Source organism: Streptomyces sp. 5-10 (genome assembly GCF_014712245.1).
GTDB classification, from domain to species: domain Bacteria; phylum Actinomycetota; class Actinomycetes; order Streptomycetales; family Streptomycetaceae; genus Streptomyces; species Streptomyces violaceusniger.
In genome coordinates this window covers 34,231-49,392 of sequence record NZ_JACVYG010000049.1, presented here as the reverse complement: position 1 = coordinate 49,392, position 15,162 = coordinate 34,231, and the positions used below count along the sequence as shown (strand labels likewise).

Sequence of the window (15,162 nt, the reverse complement as noted above, 5' to 3'; positions counted from 1 at the left end):
CCGGCGCGAGCCGTTTGGGTAAGACCGCGAGGAGTAACCCCACATGTCCGTACCTGTCGCATACGACTACGTCGTGATCGGCGGCGGCACCGCAGGCTCGGTGATCGCTTCCCGGCTCACCGAGGACCCGGACATCCGTGTCGCCGTCATCGAGGGCGGACCGTCGGATGTCGACCGGCCCGATGTGCTCACCCTGCGCCGCTGGCTCGGCCTGCTCGGCGGCGACTTGGACTACGACTACCCCACCACCGAGCAGCCACGAGGAAATTCGCATATCCGGCACAGCCGGGCGCGGGTGCTCGGAGGGTGCTCCTCGCACAACACGCTGATCTCCTTCAAACCGCTGCCCGGTGACTGGGACGAGTGGGCCGAGGCCGGCGCCGAGGGCTGGGACGCGGAGTCCATGGACCCGTACTTCCAGCGGTTGCGCAACAACATCGTCCCGGTGGACGAGAAGGACCGGAACGCGATCGCGCGGGACTTCGTCGACGCGGCCCAGGCCGCCGCCGGGGTGCCGCGGGTCGAGGGGTTCAACAAGAAGCCGTTCCACGAGGGCGTCGGCTTCTTCGACCTCGCGTACCACCCGGAGAACAACAAGCGCTCCTCGGCGTCCGTCGCCTATCTGCACCCGTTCCTGGACCGCCCCAACCTCCATCTGATGCTGGAGACCTGGGCGTACCGGTTGGAGCTGAACGACACCGGCCGGGTCACCGGCGTCCATGTGCGCACCAAGGACGGCGAGGAGATCCTGGTCCGGGCCGAGACCGAGGTCCTGGTCTGCGCGGGCGCCGTGGACACCCCGCGGCTGCTGATGCACTCCGGCATCGGGCCCAAGGGCGATCTGGAGGCGCTGGGCATTCCCGCCGTCCATGATCTGCCGGGCGTCGGCGAGAACCTGCTCGACCACCCCGAGTCAGTCATCGTGTGGGAGACGGACGGCCCGATCCCGGACAACTCCGCGATGGACTCCGACGCGGGGCTGTTCATCCGGCGCGACCCCGAATCCCGGGGCCCGGACCTGATGTTCCACTTCTACCAGATCCCGTTCACCGACAATCCGGAGCGGCTGGGCTACGAAAAGCCCGAGCACGGCGTGTCAATGACCCCCAACATCCCCAAGCCGCGCAGCCGCGGCCGGCTCTACCTCACCAGCGCCGACCCGTCCGTCAAGCCCGCCCTCGACTTCCGGTACTTCACGGACGAGGAGGACTACGACGGCCGCACGCTGGTCGACGGCATCCGGGTCGCGCGTGAGATCGCCAAGACCGAACCGCTGGCGAGCTGGCTCAAGCGCGAGGTGTGCCCGGGCCCGGAGATCACCTCGGACGAGGAGATCAGTGAGTACGCCCGCAAGGTCGCGCACACCGTGTACCACCCGGCGGGCACCTGTCGTATGGGTGCCACGTCGGACGAACTCGCCGTGGTCGGCCCCGATCTGCGGATCCGGGGCCTGAGCGGCGTCCGTATCGCCGACGCGTCCGTCTTCCCGACGATGCCGGCCGTGAACCCGATGATCGGAGTCCTGATGGTGGGCGAGAAGTGCGCTGAGCTGTTGTTCGAGGAGCGCGATCGGGAACGGCACCGGCCCGATGACCGAGCTGCCACGCATGAGCCGGGAGGTGAGGCGTGATGGCCACGACCCTGGTCCCCGAGACGCCCGACACCCCCAAGTTCCCCGAGAGCGGCGAGGCCACCCCGGTGTTCTCGGTCCGCGACCTGTGGAAGGTCTTCGGCCCCAAGGCCGACCGGATCCCCGGCTCCGCCGAGGCGAAGCTGCCCGCCGGTGAGCTGCGTGCCCGCACCGGCTGTACGGCCGCCGTCCGCGAGGTCTCCTTCGACGTCCAGCCGGGCGAGGTGTTCGTGGTCATGGGGCTGTCCGGCTCCGGCAAGTCCACCCTCGTCCGCTGCCTCACCCGGCTGATAGAGCCCACCTCCGGGACCCTGAAGATCGACGGCGAGGACGTCCTGGCCATGGACAAGGCCCGGCTGCGCGATCTGCGCCGGCACCGCGCCGCCATGGTCTTCCAGCACTTCGGGCTGCTGCCGCACCGCTCCGTCCTGGACAACGTCGCCTACGGGCTGGAGATCCAGGGCGTGGGCAAGGCCGAGCGCCGGGCCAAGGCCGCCGAGGTGGTGGAGAAGGTCGGCCTCACCGGCCTCGAGCGCCGCCGCCCCGGCCAGCTCTCCGGCGGTCAGCAGCAGCGGGTGGGCCTGGCCCGGGCGCTCGCCGTCGACCCCGAGGTGCTGCTCTTCGACGAGCCGTTCAGCGCGCTCGACCCGCTGATCCGCCGCGATATGCAGGAGGAGGTCATCCGGCTGCACCACGAGGAGGGCCGGACGATGGTGTTCATCACCCATGACCTCAGCGAGGCGCTGCGGCTCGGTGACCGCATCATGCTGATGCGCGACGGCGGGATCGTGCAGCTGGGCACCCCGGAGGAGATCGTCGGCTCCCCGGCGGACGACTACGTACGGGACTTCGTCCGCGACGTGCCGCGGGAGCAGGTGCTGACCGTGCGCCGCGCCATGCGCCCCGCGACGTCCGACGAGCAGGACGGCGGGCCCGCGCTGGCCCCGGGCACCACGGTCGCCGACGCGATCGAGGCCGTGGCCCGCACCGGCGGCCCCGCGCGCGTCGTGGACGGCGGCCGCTGCCTGGGCGTCGTCGACCACGCCTGTCTGCTGAGCGTCGTCGCGGGCCTGGACGGCAAGGAGGTGGCCGCGGCATGAGCCTCCCCTCGACCCTCGCCCCGCCAGGCCGCACCGGGGGGCGCGTATGAGCGCCACCGCCACCCGCCCCTCCACCGACCCCGCCACCGAAGCGGCCACCGGGACGGCGGCGGACGAGACGCGCCCGTCCCCGCTGAGCGCGGTCGTGCGCAGCCACGCCGCGCGCAAGCTGGCGGTGCTCGTGGTGATCGCCGCCGTGCTCGTGCCCCTCGCGCACGCCAAGTGGGCGAGCGGCAGCTGGCCGGACGCGCTGACCGTCGATGTCTCCGAGCCGCTCGGCAAGGCCAGCGACTGGATCATCGACAACCGCGACAGCCACTGGATCTTCCTCTACTTCTTCGGCCACATCAGCAACGCGGTCATCATCTGCGTGCGCGCCGTCTACGTCGTCCTGCTCACCCTCGGCTGGGCCGGGGTGACGGCCGCATCGACCCTGGTGGCCTGGCGGGTCGCCGGGGTGCGGGTCGCGGTGACGACCCTGGTGTCCTTCGCCGTGTGCGGGCTGCTGGGCATGTGGGTGCCCACGATGCAGACGCTCGCGCTGATGGCCGTCGCCGTCACCGCGTCCGTCGTCATCGGCGGGCTGCTGGGCCTGGCGGGCGGGCTGTCGGAACGGGCGTTCCGGGCGCTGCGCCCGATCCTGGACACCATGCAGGTGCTGCCCGCGTTCGCCTATCTGCTGCCCGTCGTGCTGATCTTCGGCATCGGCGTACCGGGCGCGGTGCTGGCCACCGTGATCTACGCGGCGCCGCCGATGGCCCGGCTCACCGCCCTCGGCCTGCGCGGCGCGGACGCCGGGGTGCTGGAGGCGGTGACCTCGCTCGGCGCCACCTGGCGGCAGCGGCTGCTGTCGGCCCGGCTGCCGCTGGCCCGCAAGGAACTGCTGCTGGGCGTCAACCAGGCGATCATGATGGCGCTGTCCATGGCCGTCATCGCCTCCGTGATCGGCGGCGGCGGTCTCGGTGACCGCGTCTACCAGGCGCTGTCCAGCGTGGACGTCGGCAAGGCGCTGGCCGCCGGCCTCCCGATCGTGCTGCTCGCCGTCGTGATGGACCGCACCACGGCGTCGGCGGGCGAACGCCTCGGCGAGCCCCCGGCCGAGGGCGGGCCCCGGCTGCTGCGCGGCTGGCCCGCCTGGGCGGGCGTCGGGGTGATCACCGTGGTGGTGACCCTCGTCGGGCGGCTGGCCGGGTCCCAGGCCTGGCCGACCGGCTGGACCGTCCCCATCGAGGAGCCCGTCAACCAGTTCAAGGACTGGATGGTCGACCACCTCTACACGGGGGTGCCGGTCGTCGGCGGCACCGCCGACTGGGCCTCGGACTACGTCAAGTGGATCCTGGACCCGCTGCGCGAGGGGCTCCAGGGCCTGCCGTGGTACGCGGTGCTGCTGATCGTCGCGACGCTGGCCTGGCTGATCGGCACCTGGGCCACCGCCCTGACCGCCACCGCCGCCATGGCCGCGATCGGTGTGCTCGGGGTGTGGGAGCCGTCCATGGACACCCTCTCCCAGGTGCTGGCGGCCGTCGTCGTCACGCTGGTGCTCGGCTTCGCGATCGGCATCGCGGCCGCGCGGTCCACTCGGCTGGAGCGGCTTCTGCGGCCGGTGCTGGACGTGTGCCAGACCATGCCGCAGTTCGTGTATCTGATCCCGGTGGTCGCGCTGTTCGGCGTCGGCCGCGCCCCGGCGGCGGCCGCGGCCATCGTCTACGCGCTGCCCGCCGTCATCCGCATCACCACCCAGGGGCTGCGGAACGTGGATCCGGCGGCGCTGGAGTCGGCGCGTTCGCTCGGCGCCACCCAGGGGCAGCAACTGCGCCAGGTCCAGCTCCCGCTGGCCCGCCCGGCGCTGCTGCTCGCCGTCAACCAGGGTGTGGTGCTGGTGCTCGCCGTGGTGATCATCGGCGGTCTGGTCGGCTCGGGCGCGCTCGGCTACGACGTGGTGTTCGGCCTGGCCCAGGGCGATCTGGCCACCGGCCTGGTCGCCGGCGCGGCCATCGTCTGCCTGGGGCTGATGCTGGACCGGGTCACCCAGCCGACCTCGCGCCGCGACAGGAAGGGGGCCTGAGATGGCTCGCACCCGCACTCAGCTGCTGATGGCCGCCGCCGGGGTCGCGGCCGTGTTCACCGCGACCGGCTGCGGCGCGGCGGACATGACCAAGCAGACCTCGCCGTACGCCAATGTGGGCGGGGCCAAGAGCGTCACGCTCTCGGTCCAGTCGTGGGTCGGCGCCCAGTCCAATGTCGCGGTCGCCCAGTATCTGCTGGAGCACGAGCTGGGCTATCGCGTCGACACCGTGCAGGTGGACGAGGTGCCGGCGTGGGACGCGCTCAGCCAGGACCGGGTGGACGCGATCCTGGAGGACTGGGGCCACCCGGACCAGGAGCAGCGCTACGTCAAGGACAAGAAGACGATCGTGCCGGGCGGCGGGCTCGGCGTCACCGGCCATATCGGCTGGTGGGTGCCGAAGTACTTCGCCGACGCCCATCCGGACGTCCTGGACTGGGAGAACCTCAACAAGTACGCGAAGACCTTCAAGACCGCGGAGAGCGGCGGCAAGGGCCAGCTGCTGGACGGTTCACCGTCCTATGTCACCAATGACAAGGCGCTGGTGAAGAACCTGAAGCTGAACTACCAGATCGTCTTCGCGGGTTCGGAGGCGGCGCAGATCACCCAGATGAAGCAGTTCGCCAAGGCGAAGAAGCCGTTCCTGTCGTACTGGTACGAGCCGCAGTGGCTGTTCAACCAGGTGCCGATGGTCGAGGTCAAGCTGCCCAAGTACACGGACAAGTGCGCTGAGGAGGGCACCAAGGACCCCGCCACCATTGACTGCGCCTACCCGACCACACCGCTGCAGAAGTACCTGAACGCGGACTTCGCGAAGAAGGGCGGCAAGGCGGCGGCGTTCCTGAAGAAGTTCCACTGGACCAAGAAGGACCAGAACGAGGTGTCGGAGTTGATCGCCTCGAAGGGGATGTCGCCGCAGGACGCCGCGAAGAAGTGGGTCGAGGCGCATCCGGACGTGTGGAAGAAGTGGCTGCCCTGAGCCCGGATCGCGCCCAGGGCGGCCTGGGCGACCGGATTACTTGAGGAAGCCCGCGGTGTCGAGTGTGAGGCCGAGCGGTTCGGGGAGCGTCATCGGCTCCCCGAACGCCGCTCGGTGCTTATCCCGATAGCGGCCCTTTCCGTCCGGTACGGAGTACACGGTCGCGGAGCCCTCGTCGTCGTGCGGGTCGATCAGCAGATAGATCGGCACGTTGGAGTGGGCGTAGCCCTTGACCTTGTCCCCGAGGTCGCGCGCTCGTGTGGCGGGCGAGGTGATCTCGGCGACGAGCAGGACGTCATCCGCCTTGACCTGCCACTCCTCCATGCTCTTCAGCGCTTCCGACTCGCAGATGAGCAGGTCCGGGATGAACCTCTCCTCCGTCGCGGGGAGGAAGACCGTTGTGGTGTTGGTAATGCGCCATTGCGCTGGTACCTCGCGGACGAGCTGGAGGTTCAGCTCGCTGAAGATCCAGTTGTGGAAATTCGCAGGCGTCGGTGAGATGACGATCTCCCCCCCGATGAGTTCTGCCCGCATCCCATCCGGCAGCTCCAGCTGGGCATGGATATCGAGCAGATTTGCGAACTCTTGGTCGGGCAGTGGCGCCGTCATCACGAGACCTCCCATTGGTGGGTCCCCCTTCTGGCTGTGTTGCCTTCGTGCCGTACTGCCATGCGGGGGCCTGTCACCATCATGCGTTACGCGATGACTCCGATGTCGGATAACGGTCCCCCGTCGTCGTCAATAACGACGACGGGGGCAGATGGTCACACGGTCGGCTTGTAGGCGCCGGGGGTCATGCGGGTGGTCACACCGATCCGGTTCCAGGCGTTGATGGTGAAGATCAGGGCGATGACCTGGGCCAGCTCCCGCTCCTCGAAGTGCTTGGCGGCCTGCTCGTACACCTCGTCCGGGACGAAGCCGTCGGTCAGGACGGTGACGGCCTCGGTCAGGGCGAGGGCGGCCTGCTCCTTCTCGGTGTAGAGGTGGTCGGCCTCCTCCCAGGCGCTGAGGAGGTAGAGGCGCTCCTCGGACTCGCCCGCCGCGCGGGCGTCCTTGGTGTGCATGTCGATGCAGAAGGCGCAGCGGTTGAGCTGGGAGGCGCGGACCTTGACCAGCTCGGCCAGCGTCGGGTCGACGCCCTTTCTGGCGGCCGCGTCCAGGTTGACCATGGCCTTGTAGACCTCGGGAGCGGCCTTGGCGAACTGCATCCGGGGTCCGTGCGTGTGGGAAGTTCCGGTCGTCATGCCTCCACGCTAGAGGCCGGGCGGCCCAGGGGTATGGTCCATTTCCATGGCGGATTCATGGGCCACTCCGAGCGGCGGACCCGGACAGCGGACAGACGGCTCCGGGCAGCGGGCGGGCGGCTCCGGACACCGGGCCGACGCCGGGGAGCGGGTGGGCGAGCCCGGGCAGCGGGCGGGCGGCCCGGCCGGGCCGGGTGCGCATCCGGGCGGCTCGGCCGGGCCGGGGACGGACCTCCATCTGGATCTGCCGCGGGGCGGCGGGACCGGGGTGCGGGACGCGCTCATCCGCGCCCTGCGCGACGCCGTCCGCGGCGGGCGGCTCGCCCCGGGCACCCGGCTGCCCTCCTCCCGCTCCCTCGCCGCCGACCTCGGCATCGCCCGGAACACCGTGGCCGACGCCTATGGGGAGCTGGTGGCCGAGGGCTGGCTGACGGCCCGGCAGGGCTCGGGCACCCGGGTCGCCCGGCGCGTCGTGCCGCCCGAGCCCGCGCCGCCGCGCACACCCCCGCCCGCCGCCGTGGCCGCCGCCCGGCCCACCTACGATCTGCGGCCCGGCCAGCCCGATGTCTCGGCCTTCCCCCGGTCCGCCTGGCTCTCCGCGGCCCGGCGCGCCCTGACCGCCGCGCCGAACGACGCCTTCGGCTACGGCCACCCCGCCGGACGGCCCGAGCTGCGGCGGGTCCTGGCCGACTATCTGGCGCGCGCCCGCGGGGTGCGGGCCGCGCCCGAACGGATCGTGGTCTGCGCGGGGTTCGTCCAGGGGCTGGCCCTGCTCAGCAGGGTGCGGGCGAGGGCCGGACACCGTGAGGCGGGCGTGGAGTCCTACGGGCTCGACGTGCACTGGAACGTGATGCGCGGGGCCGGGCTGCGCACCGTGCCGCTGCCGGTCGATCAGCAGGGCGCGCGGACGGCGGAGCTGGACCGGTCGGCCGGGCTGCGGACGGTCCTGCTCACCCCGGCGCATCAGTTCCCCACCGGGGTTTCGCTGCACCCCGACCGGCGCGCCGCCGTGGTCGACTGGGCGTCCCGAGTGGGCGGGCTGGTGCTGGAGGACGACTACGACGGGGAGTTCCGCTACGACCGCCAGCCGGTCGGGGCGCTCCAGGGGCTCGACCCCGAGCATGTGGTCTATCTGGGCACCGCCAGTAAGAGCCTGGCGCCCGCGCTGCGGCTGGCCTGGATGGTGGTGCCGGACCATCTGATGGACGACCTCCTGGCGGTCAAGGGAACGGGGGAGTGGCAGTCGGGCGCGCTGGACCAGCTGACGCTCGCGGAGTTCATCGACTCCGGGGCGTACGACCGCCATGTGCGCGGTATGCGGATGCGCTACCGGCGCCGCCGCGACCAGCTGGTGGCGGCGCTCGCCGAACGCGCCCCGCGGGTGCGGGTCACGGGTATCGCGGCGGGGCTGCACGCGGTGCTCCAACTGCCGCCGGGCACCGAACGGTCCGTGGTGCAGGGCGCGGCCTGGCAGGGCCTGGCCCTGGAGGGGCTGTCCCGCTACCGCTACCGGGAGCAAGGGGAGCCGGACGAGCCGGGACCGGGCCCGGACGCGCGGCCGGACGCGCTGGTCTTCGCCTATGGCGCCCCGCCCGACCACGCCTTCACGGGCGCTCTGGAGGCGCTGTGCCGGGTGCTGCCATGAAGGCCACGCCTCCGTTGCCCTAAGGTGGGCGGTCGCGGTCCCGGGGACCCGGGGAGAGGACGGCCCCGGGCGGGACGACGGCCTCGGGGGACACGACGGCCCCGGGGGAGCGGAACGGGGAGACGGGGATGGAACGGAAGACGACGCGGCGGCTGCGGTCGAGCACGGTGATCCTGGGCGGTATGGGCGCGCTGGCGGCGGCGCTCACCTCCTGTGGTTCGGAACCGGACAAGCGCTGTGTGGACCGGAACAGCTATGACGCGGTGAACGGCTACCGGGTCGTCGACTCCAGCGCCTGCAAGGGCTCTTCGTCCACCACGGGCGGCAAGGGCAAGAAGAGCCGGGGCACATCGCGCGTGGACGGCGAGTGGTACTACGACTCCGACGTCAGCGGCCGCTGGGCGGACTACGGCACCTTCGACAAGAGCAAGGCGGCCGACCGGGGCGGCTTCGGCTGCTCGGGCTCCGGCGGCGGCTGAGCGGACCGGCCCACGATGAAGCGCCACACCATCGACCCCCGCCCCGACTGGCAGTCCACGGTGGAGGAGCAGGGGGTCATCTATCCGCTGACCCGCTACCCGGACGGCTCGCTGCGCCCCTACTGGGACGAGAGCGCCTACTACGCCTTCTCGCTGCCCGAGGTCGAGGCGCTGGAGGAGGTCGTCGAGGAGCTGCACCGGATGTCGCTGGCCGCCGCCGCCCATATCGTCGAGACCGGCCGCTTCGCCGACCTGGGCATCGACGATCCACGGCTGGCCGGGCTGATCGCCGAGTCCTGGCACCGCAGGGCCGAACAGCCCAGCGTCTACGGCCGGTTCGACCTGCGCTACGACGGTGAGTCGGGCCCGGCGAAGCTGCTGGAGTACAACGCCGACACACCCACCTCGCTGGTGGAGGCGGCCAGCGCGCAGTGGTTCTGGATGGAGGACCGCTTCCCGGGCGCCGACCAGTGGAACTCCCTCCATGAACGGCTGGTGGACGCCTGGCGCGCCCAGGCGGCGCTGCTGCCGCCGGGGACGCCCCTGTACTTCGCCCATTCGGCCGGGGACGAGCTGGGCGAGGACCTGATGACGGTGGCCTACCTCCGCGAGACGGCCGAGCAGGCCGGGCTGAGGACCGAGGCGATCTCCATGGAGGACATCGGCTGGGAACGGCTGTCGGGCCGCTTCGTGGACAAGCGGTTCCGCTTCATCCGGAGCTGCTTCAAGCTCTACCCCTGGGAGTGGCTGGCCACCGACCGGTTCGGCCCGCATGTGCTGGACACGCTGGACAACGGGGGCGGCACCGGATCCACCCTGTGGATCGAACCGGCCTGGAAGATGCTGCTGTCCAACAAGGCGCTGCTGGCCGTGTTGTGGGAGCTCTTCCCGGACCACCCCCATCTGCTGCCCGCCTACCTCGACGGCCCCCGGGAGCTGGCCCGCACCACCGGCTATGTGGCCAAACCGCTGCTGGGCCGCGAGGGCGCCGGAGTCACCGTGCATCCGCCGGGCGAGGAGCCCGTCGTACGCGACGAGCCGTGCTGCTACCAGGAACTGGCGCCGCTGCCCGACTTCGACGGCAACCGCGTGGTGCTCGGCACCTGGGTGGTCGAGGGCGAGTCGGCGGGGCTCGGCATCCGCGAGTCGGCGGGGCTGGTGACGGACGAGTACGCGCGCTTCATCCCGCATGTCATCCTCTGAGCGACACCGGATCATTCGGCCAGCACCGCCCTCAGCTGATCCAGCGCCCACTCCAGATCCTCCTCGCTGATCACCAGGGGCGGGGCGATCCGGATCGTGGCGCCATGGGTGTCCTTGACCAGCACTCCGCGGTCCATCAGCCGCTCGGAGACCTGCCGCCCGGTGCCCCGCGACGGGTCGATGTCCACCCCCGCCCACAGCCCCCGGCCGCGCACCTCCCGGACCCCCTTTCCTCGCAGCAGCCCCAGCTCCCGGTGGAGCAGCCCGCCCAGCGTGGCCGAGTGGCGCTGGAACTCCCCGGTCCGCACCATCGCGATGACCTCCAGGGCGACCGCGCAGGCGAGCGGGGAGCCGCCGAAGGTGGAGCCGTGCTCCCCGGGGCGGTGCACCCCCAGCACCTCGCGGGAGGACACCACCGCCGACACCGGCACCACCCCGCCGCCCAGCGCCTTGCCCAGCACATAGACATCGGGGACCACGCCCTCGTGCTCACAGGCGAAGGTGGTGCCGGTGCGGCCGAGGCCCGACTGGATCTCATCGGCGATGAACAGCACGTTCCGCTCCCGGGTCAGCTCCCGGACCCCGGCCAGATAGCCGGGCGGCGGCACCACCACCCCCGCCTCGCCCTGGATCGGCTCCAGCAGCACGGCGACCGTCTCCTCGGGCGCGGCGTCGAGCGCCGCCGCCATCGCCGCCAGATCCCCGTACGGCACGATCGAGAACCCCGGGGTGAACGGGCCGTGGTCGGCGCGGGCCTCCGGGTCGGTGGAGAAGCTGATCAGGGTGGTCGTCCGGCCGTGGAAGTTGTTCCCGGCGGCGATGATCCTGGCCCGGCCGTCCGGGACGCCCTTGATCCGATAGCCCCATTTGCGGGCGGTCTTGACGGCCGTCTCCACCGCCTCCGCGCCCGTGTTCATGGGCAGCACCATCTCCATGCCGCACAGCTCGGCCAGCTCGGAGCAGAAGGCGCCGAAGCGGTCGTGGTGGAACGCGCGGGAGGTGAGGGTGACCCGGTCCAGCTGGGCCTTGGCGGCCTCGATCAGCCGGCGGTTGCGATGCCCGAAGTTGAGCGCCGAGTATCCGGCGAGCAGATCCAGATAGCGGCGGCCCTCCACATCGGTCATCCAGGCGCCTTCGGCGGACGCGACGACGACCGGCAGCGGACGGTAGTTGTGCGCGCCATGGGCCTCGGCGGCGGCGATGGCCCGCTCCGAGGGGCGTCCCGGTCCCATCTTGTCCTCCTTGTCTCACTAGCTAGAGTGGGGGTGCGCATCGTGACTGGCGAGCCGAGCGTGGAACCGACCACGAGGAAGCGATGCGCGGCCATAGCGCCACGAGGTGCCGCCCGCCTGGGCACCCCGGGACACGACCGGACCGTCACCGATCGCCCCGGAGGACTCGATGAGCCTGCCCCTGTCCCATCCCGCCCTTCTCGCCGCCGACCCCGAACTCGCCTCCCTCGTCGGCTCCGAGGAGCTGCTGCAGTCCGAGACCCTGCGCCTGATCCCGAGCGAGAACTATGTCTCCGCCGCCGTCCTGGAGGCCTCCGGGACGGTGCTGCAGAACAAGTACAGCGAGGGCTACGCGGGCCGCCGCTACTACGAGGGCCAGCAGGTCATCGACCAGGTGGAGACCCTGGCGATCAACCGGGCCAAGGCCGTTTTCGGCGCCGAGCACGCCAATGTCCAGCCCTACTCCGGCTCGCCCGCCAACCTCGCGGTCTATCTGGCCTTCGCCCGGCCGGGTGACACCGTGATGGGCATGTCACTGCCCATGGGCGGTCATCTCACCCACGGCTGGGGCGTCTCCGCCACTGGCGCCTGGTTCCGCGGCGTCCAGTACGGGGTGCGGCAGGACACCGGCGCGATCGACTTCGACCAGGTGCGCCAGCTGGCCCGCGAGGAGCGGCCCAAGCTGATCTTCTGCGGTGGCACGGCGGTGCCCCGCACGATCGACTTCGCCGCCTTCGCGGAGATCGCCCGCGAGGTGGACGCGGTGCTCGTGGCCGATATCGCGCATATCGCCGGTCTGATCGCGGGCGGCGTCCACCCCTCGCCCGTCCCGCACGCCGATGTCATCTCCACCACCACCCATAAGACGCTCCGGGGTCCGCGCGGCGCGATGCTGATGTCGCGCGAGACCCATGCCAAGGCCATCGACAAGGCCGTCTTCCCCGGGCTCCAGGGCGGTCCGCACAACCAGACCACCGCCGCCATCGCGGTGGCCCTGCACGAGGCCGCCCAGCCCGCCTTCCGTGACTACGCCCGGGCCGTGGTCGCCAACGCCAAGGCGCTCGCCGAGGAACTGCTCGCCCGCGGCTTCGATCTGGTCTCCGGCGGCACCGACAACCATCTGATCCTGATGGACCTGACGCCCAAGGAGGTGCCGGGCAAGGTCGCGGCCAAGGCCCTGGACCAGGCCGGGATCGTGGTGAACTACAACACCGTGCCCTACGACCCGCGCAAGCCCTTCGACCCCTCCGGCATCCGGATCGGCACCCCCTCCCTCACCTCGCGCGGTCTGTCCACCGGGCACATGCCCGCCGTGGCCGACTGGATCGACCGCGGGGTGACCGCCGCGAAGGGCGGTGACGAGGGCGCCCTCATCAAGATCAGGGCCGAGGTGTCCGAGCTGATGGCGGCCTACCCGGCGCCCGGTCTGCCGACCGGCTGACCCCCGGCGCGGGGCCCTGCCCGGCCTCCAGGCCGGGCAGTGGCCGCCACCACTGCTCCTCCCGGATCCGGTCGTCGTCGGCCACCGGCACCGGCAGGCCCACGATCCGGGCGAGCACCCGCTCGACCAGCGTCTCCCCGCCCTCCGGCGGGACGCCGTCCTCCGACGCCCCCGGGAGCGCGCCGCCCTCCGGTTCCATGCCGTCCTCCGGCTCCATGCCGCCCGCCCGCGACACGCCGTGCCGCGGCGGTCCGCCGGACGGCGGTATCCCCGGCCCCCGTCCGAGCGCCCGCAGCTCTCCGGGCAGCCCTTCCTCGGCCATCTCCTTCGCCTCCCCACTCCATCTCATCGGCCGTCTCCCTCTCGGTCTCCGACGGCTCCGACGGCCCCAGCAGCCGCTCCAGCCGTCTCAGGGCGCGGCTCAGCCGCGATTTCACCGTGCCGCGCGGCCAGCCCAGCGCCTGCGCGGTCTCCCCCTCGTCCAGATCCAGCAGATAGCGGTAGATCACCACCCGCCGCTGCGGCTCGCTCAGCTCCTCCAGCGCGGCCAGCAGCCGCGCCCGCCGCTCGCCCGCCAGCGCCACGGCCGCCGGATCGGCCGACTCCGGTATCACCGGCTCGGCTCCGGCCAGCAGCGCCCCCTCCCGGTCCGCCGCCGTGCGCCTGCGGCGCGCCGAGCGCACCGCGTTACTCGTCTCATGGGCGACGATCCGCAGCAGCCAGGGCCGGAACGCCGCCTCGCTCCGGAACCGCCCGAGTGCGAGATACGCCTTCACAAAGGCGTCCTGCACCACATCCTCGGCATCCGCGCCCGCCCCGAGCAGCCGGGCGGTGCGGTGCGCGATCGGCGCATGGGCCCGCACCAGCTCGGCATACGCCTCGGCGTCGCCGGCCCGCACCCGCGCGATGATCTGTGCTTCACCAGTCCTCACACCTCTCATACACCGGCGGACGGAGTCTGGTTCCACACCTGAGAGAATGGGTGGCATGGCCCTCGATCGTCCCCGTGCGCTCTCCGGTATCCAGCCCACCGCAGGTTCCTTCCACCTCGGCAACTACCTCGGCGCGATCCGGCAGTACGTCGCGCTGCAGGAGACCCACGACGCGTTCTACACCGTGGTCGACCTGCACGCGATCACCGTGCCGCAGGATCCGGCGGAGCTGCGCGCCAACAGCCGGCTCGCCGCCGCCCAGCTGCTCGCCTCCGGTCTGGACCCGGACCGCTGCACGCTCTTCATCCAGAGCCATGTGCCCGAGCACGCCCAGCTCGGCTGGGTGATGAACTGTCTCACCGGCTTCGGCGAGGCGTCCCGGATGACACAGTTCAAGGACAAGTCGGCCAAGCACGGCGCCGACCGGGCCACCGTCGGCCTCTTCACCTACCCGATCCTCCAGGTCGCGGACATCCTGCTCTACCAGGCCAACCACGTCCCCGTCGGCGAGGACCAGCGCCAGCACATCGAGCTCACCCGCGATCTGGCCGACCGCTTCAACGGCCGCTTCGGCGAGACCTTCACCGTCCCCGAGCCGTACATCGTCAAGGAGACGGGGAAGATCTACGACCTCCAGGACCCGACGATCAAGATGAGCAAGTCGGCGTCCACGCCGAAGGGCATCGTCAGCCTCCTCGACGAGCCCAAGGTCTCGGCGAAGAAGATCAAGAGCGCGGTGACCGACCTCGAGACGGAGATCCGCTTCGACGAGGAGAAGAAGCCGGGCGTCAGCAATCTGCTGACCATCTACTCCACCCTGACCGGCACCGCCATCGCGGAGTTGGAGCGCCGCTACGAGGGCAAGGGCTACGGCGCGCTCAAGACCGACCTCTCCGAGGTGCTGGTCGAGTGGGTCACGCCGTTCCGCGAGCGGACCCAGGAATACCTGGGCGACCCGGCGACGTTGGACGGAATCCTGGCCAAGGGCGCCGACAAGGCCCGGGCCGTCGCCGCCGAGACGCTGGCCGCCGCCTACGACAAGGTGGGCTTCCTGCCCGCGGTGCGCTGAGCGGCACGCCGAGCGCCGTGCCCACCGCCCGGTGAGCACGGAGCGCCCCGCGCACGTACCCATACGGACGCGCGGACAGCGGAACACACCGGTCCGGCCCCCTGACCAGGGGGCCTTTGGACGGGTGTGCCGAAGGACCGAGG

The 15,162-nt window shown here is 71.4% G+C and carries 12 protein-coding genes, 1 pseudogene and 1 riboswitch; of the genes and pseudogenes, 9 read left to right on the top strand and 4 right to left on the bottom strand.

Annotated features, from left to right (window positions below):
* The first annotated feature begins 43 nt into the window (after positions 1-43).
* The 4 genes from IEJ02_RS37540 to IEJ02_RS37525 are packed head-to-tail and all read left to right on the top strand — an operon-like array spanning position 44 to position 5,774.
* Positions 44-1,630, top strand: coding sequence for a GMC family oxidoreductase (locus IEJ02_RS37540; RefSeq protein WP_191068883.1), 1,587 nt, complete (start codon positions 44-46; stop codon positions 1,628-1,630).
* Positions 1,630-2,730: a quaternary amine ABC transporter ATP-binding protein gene (locus tag IEJ02_RS37535; RefSeq protein WP_223865105.1), complete on the top strand. Its 1,101-nt coding sequence runs from the start codon at positions 1,630-1,632 to the stop codon at positions 2,728-2,730. Before IEJ02_RS37540 ends, IEJ02_RS37535 begins: the two co-directional genes overlap by 1 nt.
* A gap of 46 nt (positions 2,731-2,776) precedes the next feature.
* Positions 2,777-4,795: an ABC transporter permease gene (locus tag IEJ02_RS37530; RefSeq protein ID WP_223865104.1), complete on the top strand. Its 2,019-nt coding sequence runs from the start codon at positions 2,777-2,779 to the stop codon at positions 4,793-4,795.
* 1 nt (position 4,796) lies between these two features.
* The gene (locus IEJ02_RS37525) at positions 4,797-5,774 is read left to right on the top strand and encodes an ABC transporter substrate-binding protein (RefSeq protein WP_191068882.1); all 978 of its coding nucleotides are present in this window, start codon (positions 4,797-4,799) and stop codon (positions 5,772-5,774) included.
* Between the two features lie 36 nt (positions 5,775-5,810).
* Here the strand turns inward: IEJ02_RS37525 and IEJ02_RS37520 are convergent, their stop codons facing one another.
* Positions 5,811-6,383, bottom strand: coding sequence for a Uma2 family endonuclease (locus IEJ02_RS37520; RefSeq protein WP_191068881.1), 573 nt, complete (start codon positions 6,381-6,383; stop codon positions 5,811-5,813).
* Between the two features lie 155 nt (positions 6,384-6,538).
* Positions 6,539-7,018: a carboxymuconolactone decarboxylase family protein gene (locus IEJ02_RS37515; protein ID WP_191068880.1), complete on the bottom strand. Its 480-nt coding sequence runs from the start codon at positions 7,016-7,018 to the stop codon at positions 6,539-6,541.
* A 46-nt stretch (positions 7,019-7,064) separates the two neighbouring features.
* On the opposite strand from IEJ02_RS37515, the gene pdxR reads away from it, so the two are divergent.
* The 3 genes from pdxR to IEJ02_RS37500 all read left to right on the top strand — a co-directional run bounded on the left by pdxR (position 7,065) and on the right by IEJ02_RS37500 (position 10,345).
* Positions 7,065-8,663 carry a MocR-like pyridoxine biosynthesis transcription factor PdxR gene (gene pdxR / locus IEJ02_RS37510; RefSeq protein ID WP_191068879.1) on the top strand — a complete coding sequence of 533 codons (1,599 nt, stop codon included), beginning with the start codon at positions 7,065-7,067 and terminating at the stop codon, positions 8,661-8,663.
* 128 nt (positions 8,664-8,791) lie between these two features.
* Positions 8,792-9,142, top strand: a complete 351-nt coding sequence (locus tag IEJ02_RS37505) for a hypothetical protein (RefSeq protein ID WP_191068878.1) — start codon at positions 8,792-8,794, stop codon at positions 9,140-9,142.
* Positions 9,143-9,157: 15 nt separating this feature from the next.
* Positions 9,158-10,345 carry a glutathionylspermidine synthase family protein gene (locus IEJ02_RS37500; RefSeq protein ID WP_191068877.1) on the top strand — a complete coding sequence of 396 codons (1,188 nt, stop codon included), beginning with the start codon at positions 9,158-9,160 and terminating at the stop codon, positions 10,343-10,345.
* A gap of 11 nt (positions 10,346-10,356) precedes the next feature.
* Here the strand turns inward: IEJ02_RS37500 and rocD are convergent, their stop codons facing one another.
* Positions 10,357-11,577: an ornithine--oxo-acid transaminase gene (gene rocD / locus IEJ02_RS37495; RefSeq protein WP_191068876.1), complete on the bottom strand. Its 1,221-nt coding sequence runs from the start codon at positions 11,575-11,577 to the stop codon at positions 10,357-10,359.
* 32 nt (positions 11,578-11,609) lie between these two features.
* Positions 11,610-11,707: riboswitch (ZMP/ZTP riboswitch) on the top strand.
* Between the two features lie 39 nt (positions 11,708-11,746).
* On the opposite strand from rocD, the gene glyA reads away from it, so the two are divergent.
* On the top strand, positions 11,747-13,018 hold the full coding sequence (gene glyA / locus IEJ02_RS37490) for a serine hydroxymethyltransferase (RefSeq protein WP_191068875.1): 1,272 nt from the start codon (positions 11,747-11,749) through the stop codon (positions 13,016-13,018).
* A 356-nt stretch (positions 13,019-13,374) separates the two neighbouring features.
* Here glyA and IEJ02_RS37485 read toward each other — a convergent pair.
* A pseudogene (locus IEJ02_RS37485) lies at positions 13,375-13,929 on the bottom strand (RNA polymerase sigma factor); the annotation flags it as partial.
* A 76-nt stretch (positions 13,930-14,005) separates the two neighbouring features.
* On the opposite strand from IEJ02_RS37485, the gene trpS reads away from it, so the two are divergent.
* Positions 14,006-15,019: a tryptophan--tRNA ligase gene (gene trpS / locus IEJ02_RS37480; RefSeq protein ID WP_191068874.1), complete on the top strand. Its 1,014-nt coding sequence runs from the start codon at positions 14,006-14,008 to the stop codon at positions 15,017-15,019.
* Positions 15,020-15,162: the final 143 nt, after the last annotated feature.

Coding starts and splice junctions, on each gene's coding strand:
- IEJ02_RS37540 (WP_191068883.1), top strand. CDS start 44: ATGTCCGTACCTGTCGCATACGACTACGTCGTGATCGGCGGCGGCACC.
- IEJ02_RS37530 (WP_223865104.1), top strand. CDS start 2,777: ATGAGCGCCACCGCCACCCGCCCCTCCACCGACCCCGCCACCGAAGCG.
- trpS (WP_191068874.1), top strand. CDS start 14,006: ATGGCCCTCGATCGTCCCCGTGCGCTCTCCGGTATCCAGCCCACCGCA.
- IEJ02_RS37515 (WP_191068880.1), bottom strand. CDS start 7,018: ATGACGACCGGAACTTCCCACACGCACGGACCCCGGATGCAGTTCGCC.
- IEJ02_RS37525 (WP_191068882.1), top strand. CDS start 4,797: ATGGCTCGCACCCGCACTCAGCTGCTGATGGCCGCCGCCGGGGTCGCG.
- IEJ02_RS37535 (WP_223865105.1), top strand. CDS start 1,630: ATGGCCACGACCCTGGTCCCCGAGACGCCCGACACCCCCAAGTTCCCC.
- IEJ02_RS37505 (WP_191068878.1), top strand. CDS start 8,792: ATGGAACGGAAGACGACGCGGCGGCTGCGGTCGAGCACGGTGATCCTG.
- glyA (WP_191068875.1), top strand. CDS start 11,747: ATGAGCCTGCCCCTGTCCCATCCCGCCCTTCTCGCCGCCGACCCCGAA.
- IEJ02_RS37520 (WP_191068881.1), bottom strand. CDS start 6,383: ATGACGGCGCCACTGCCCGACCAAGAGTTCGCAAATCTGCTCGATATC.
- pdxR (WP_191068879.1), top strand. CDS start 7,065: ATGGCGGATTCATGGGCCACTCCGAGCGGCGGACCCGGACAGCGGACA.
- IEJ02_RS37500 (WP_191068877.1), top strand. CDS start 9,158: ATGAAGCGCCACACCATCGACCCCCGCCCCGACTGGCAGTCCACGGTG.
- rocD (WP_191068876.1), bottom strand. CDS start 11,577: ATGGGACCGGGACGCCCCTCGGAGCGGGCCATCGCCGCCGCCGAGGCC.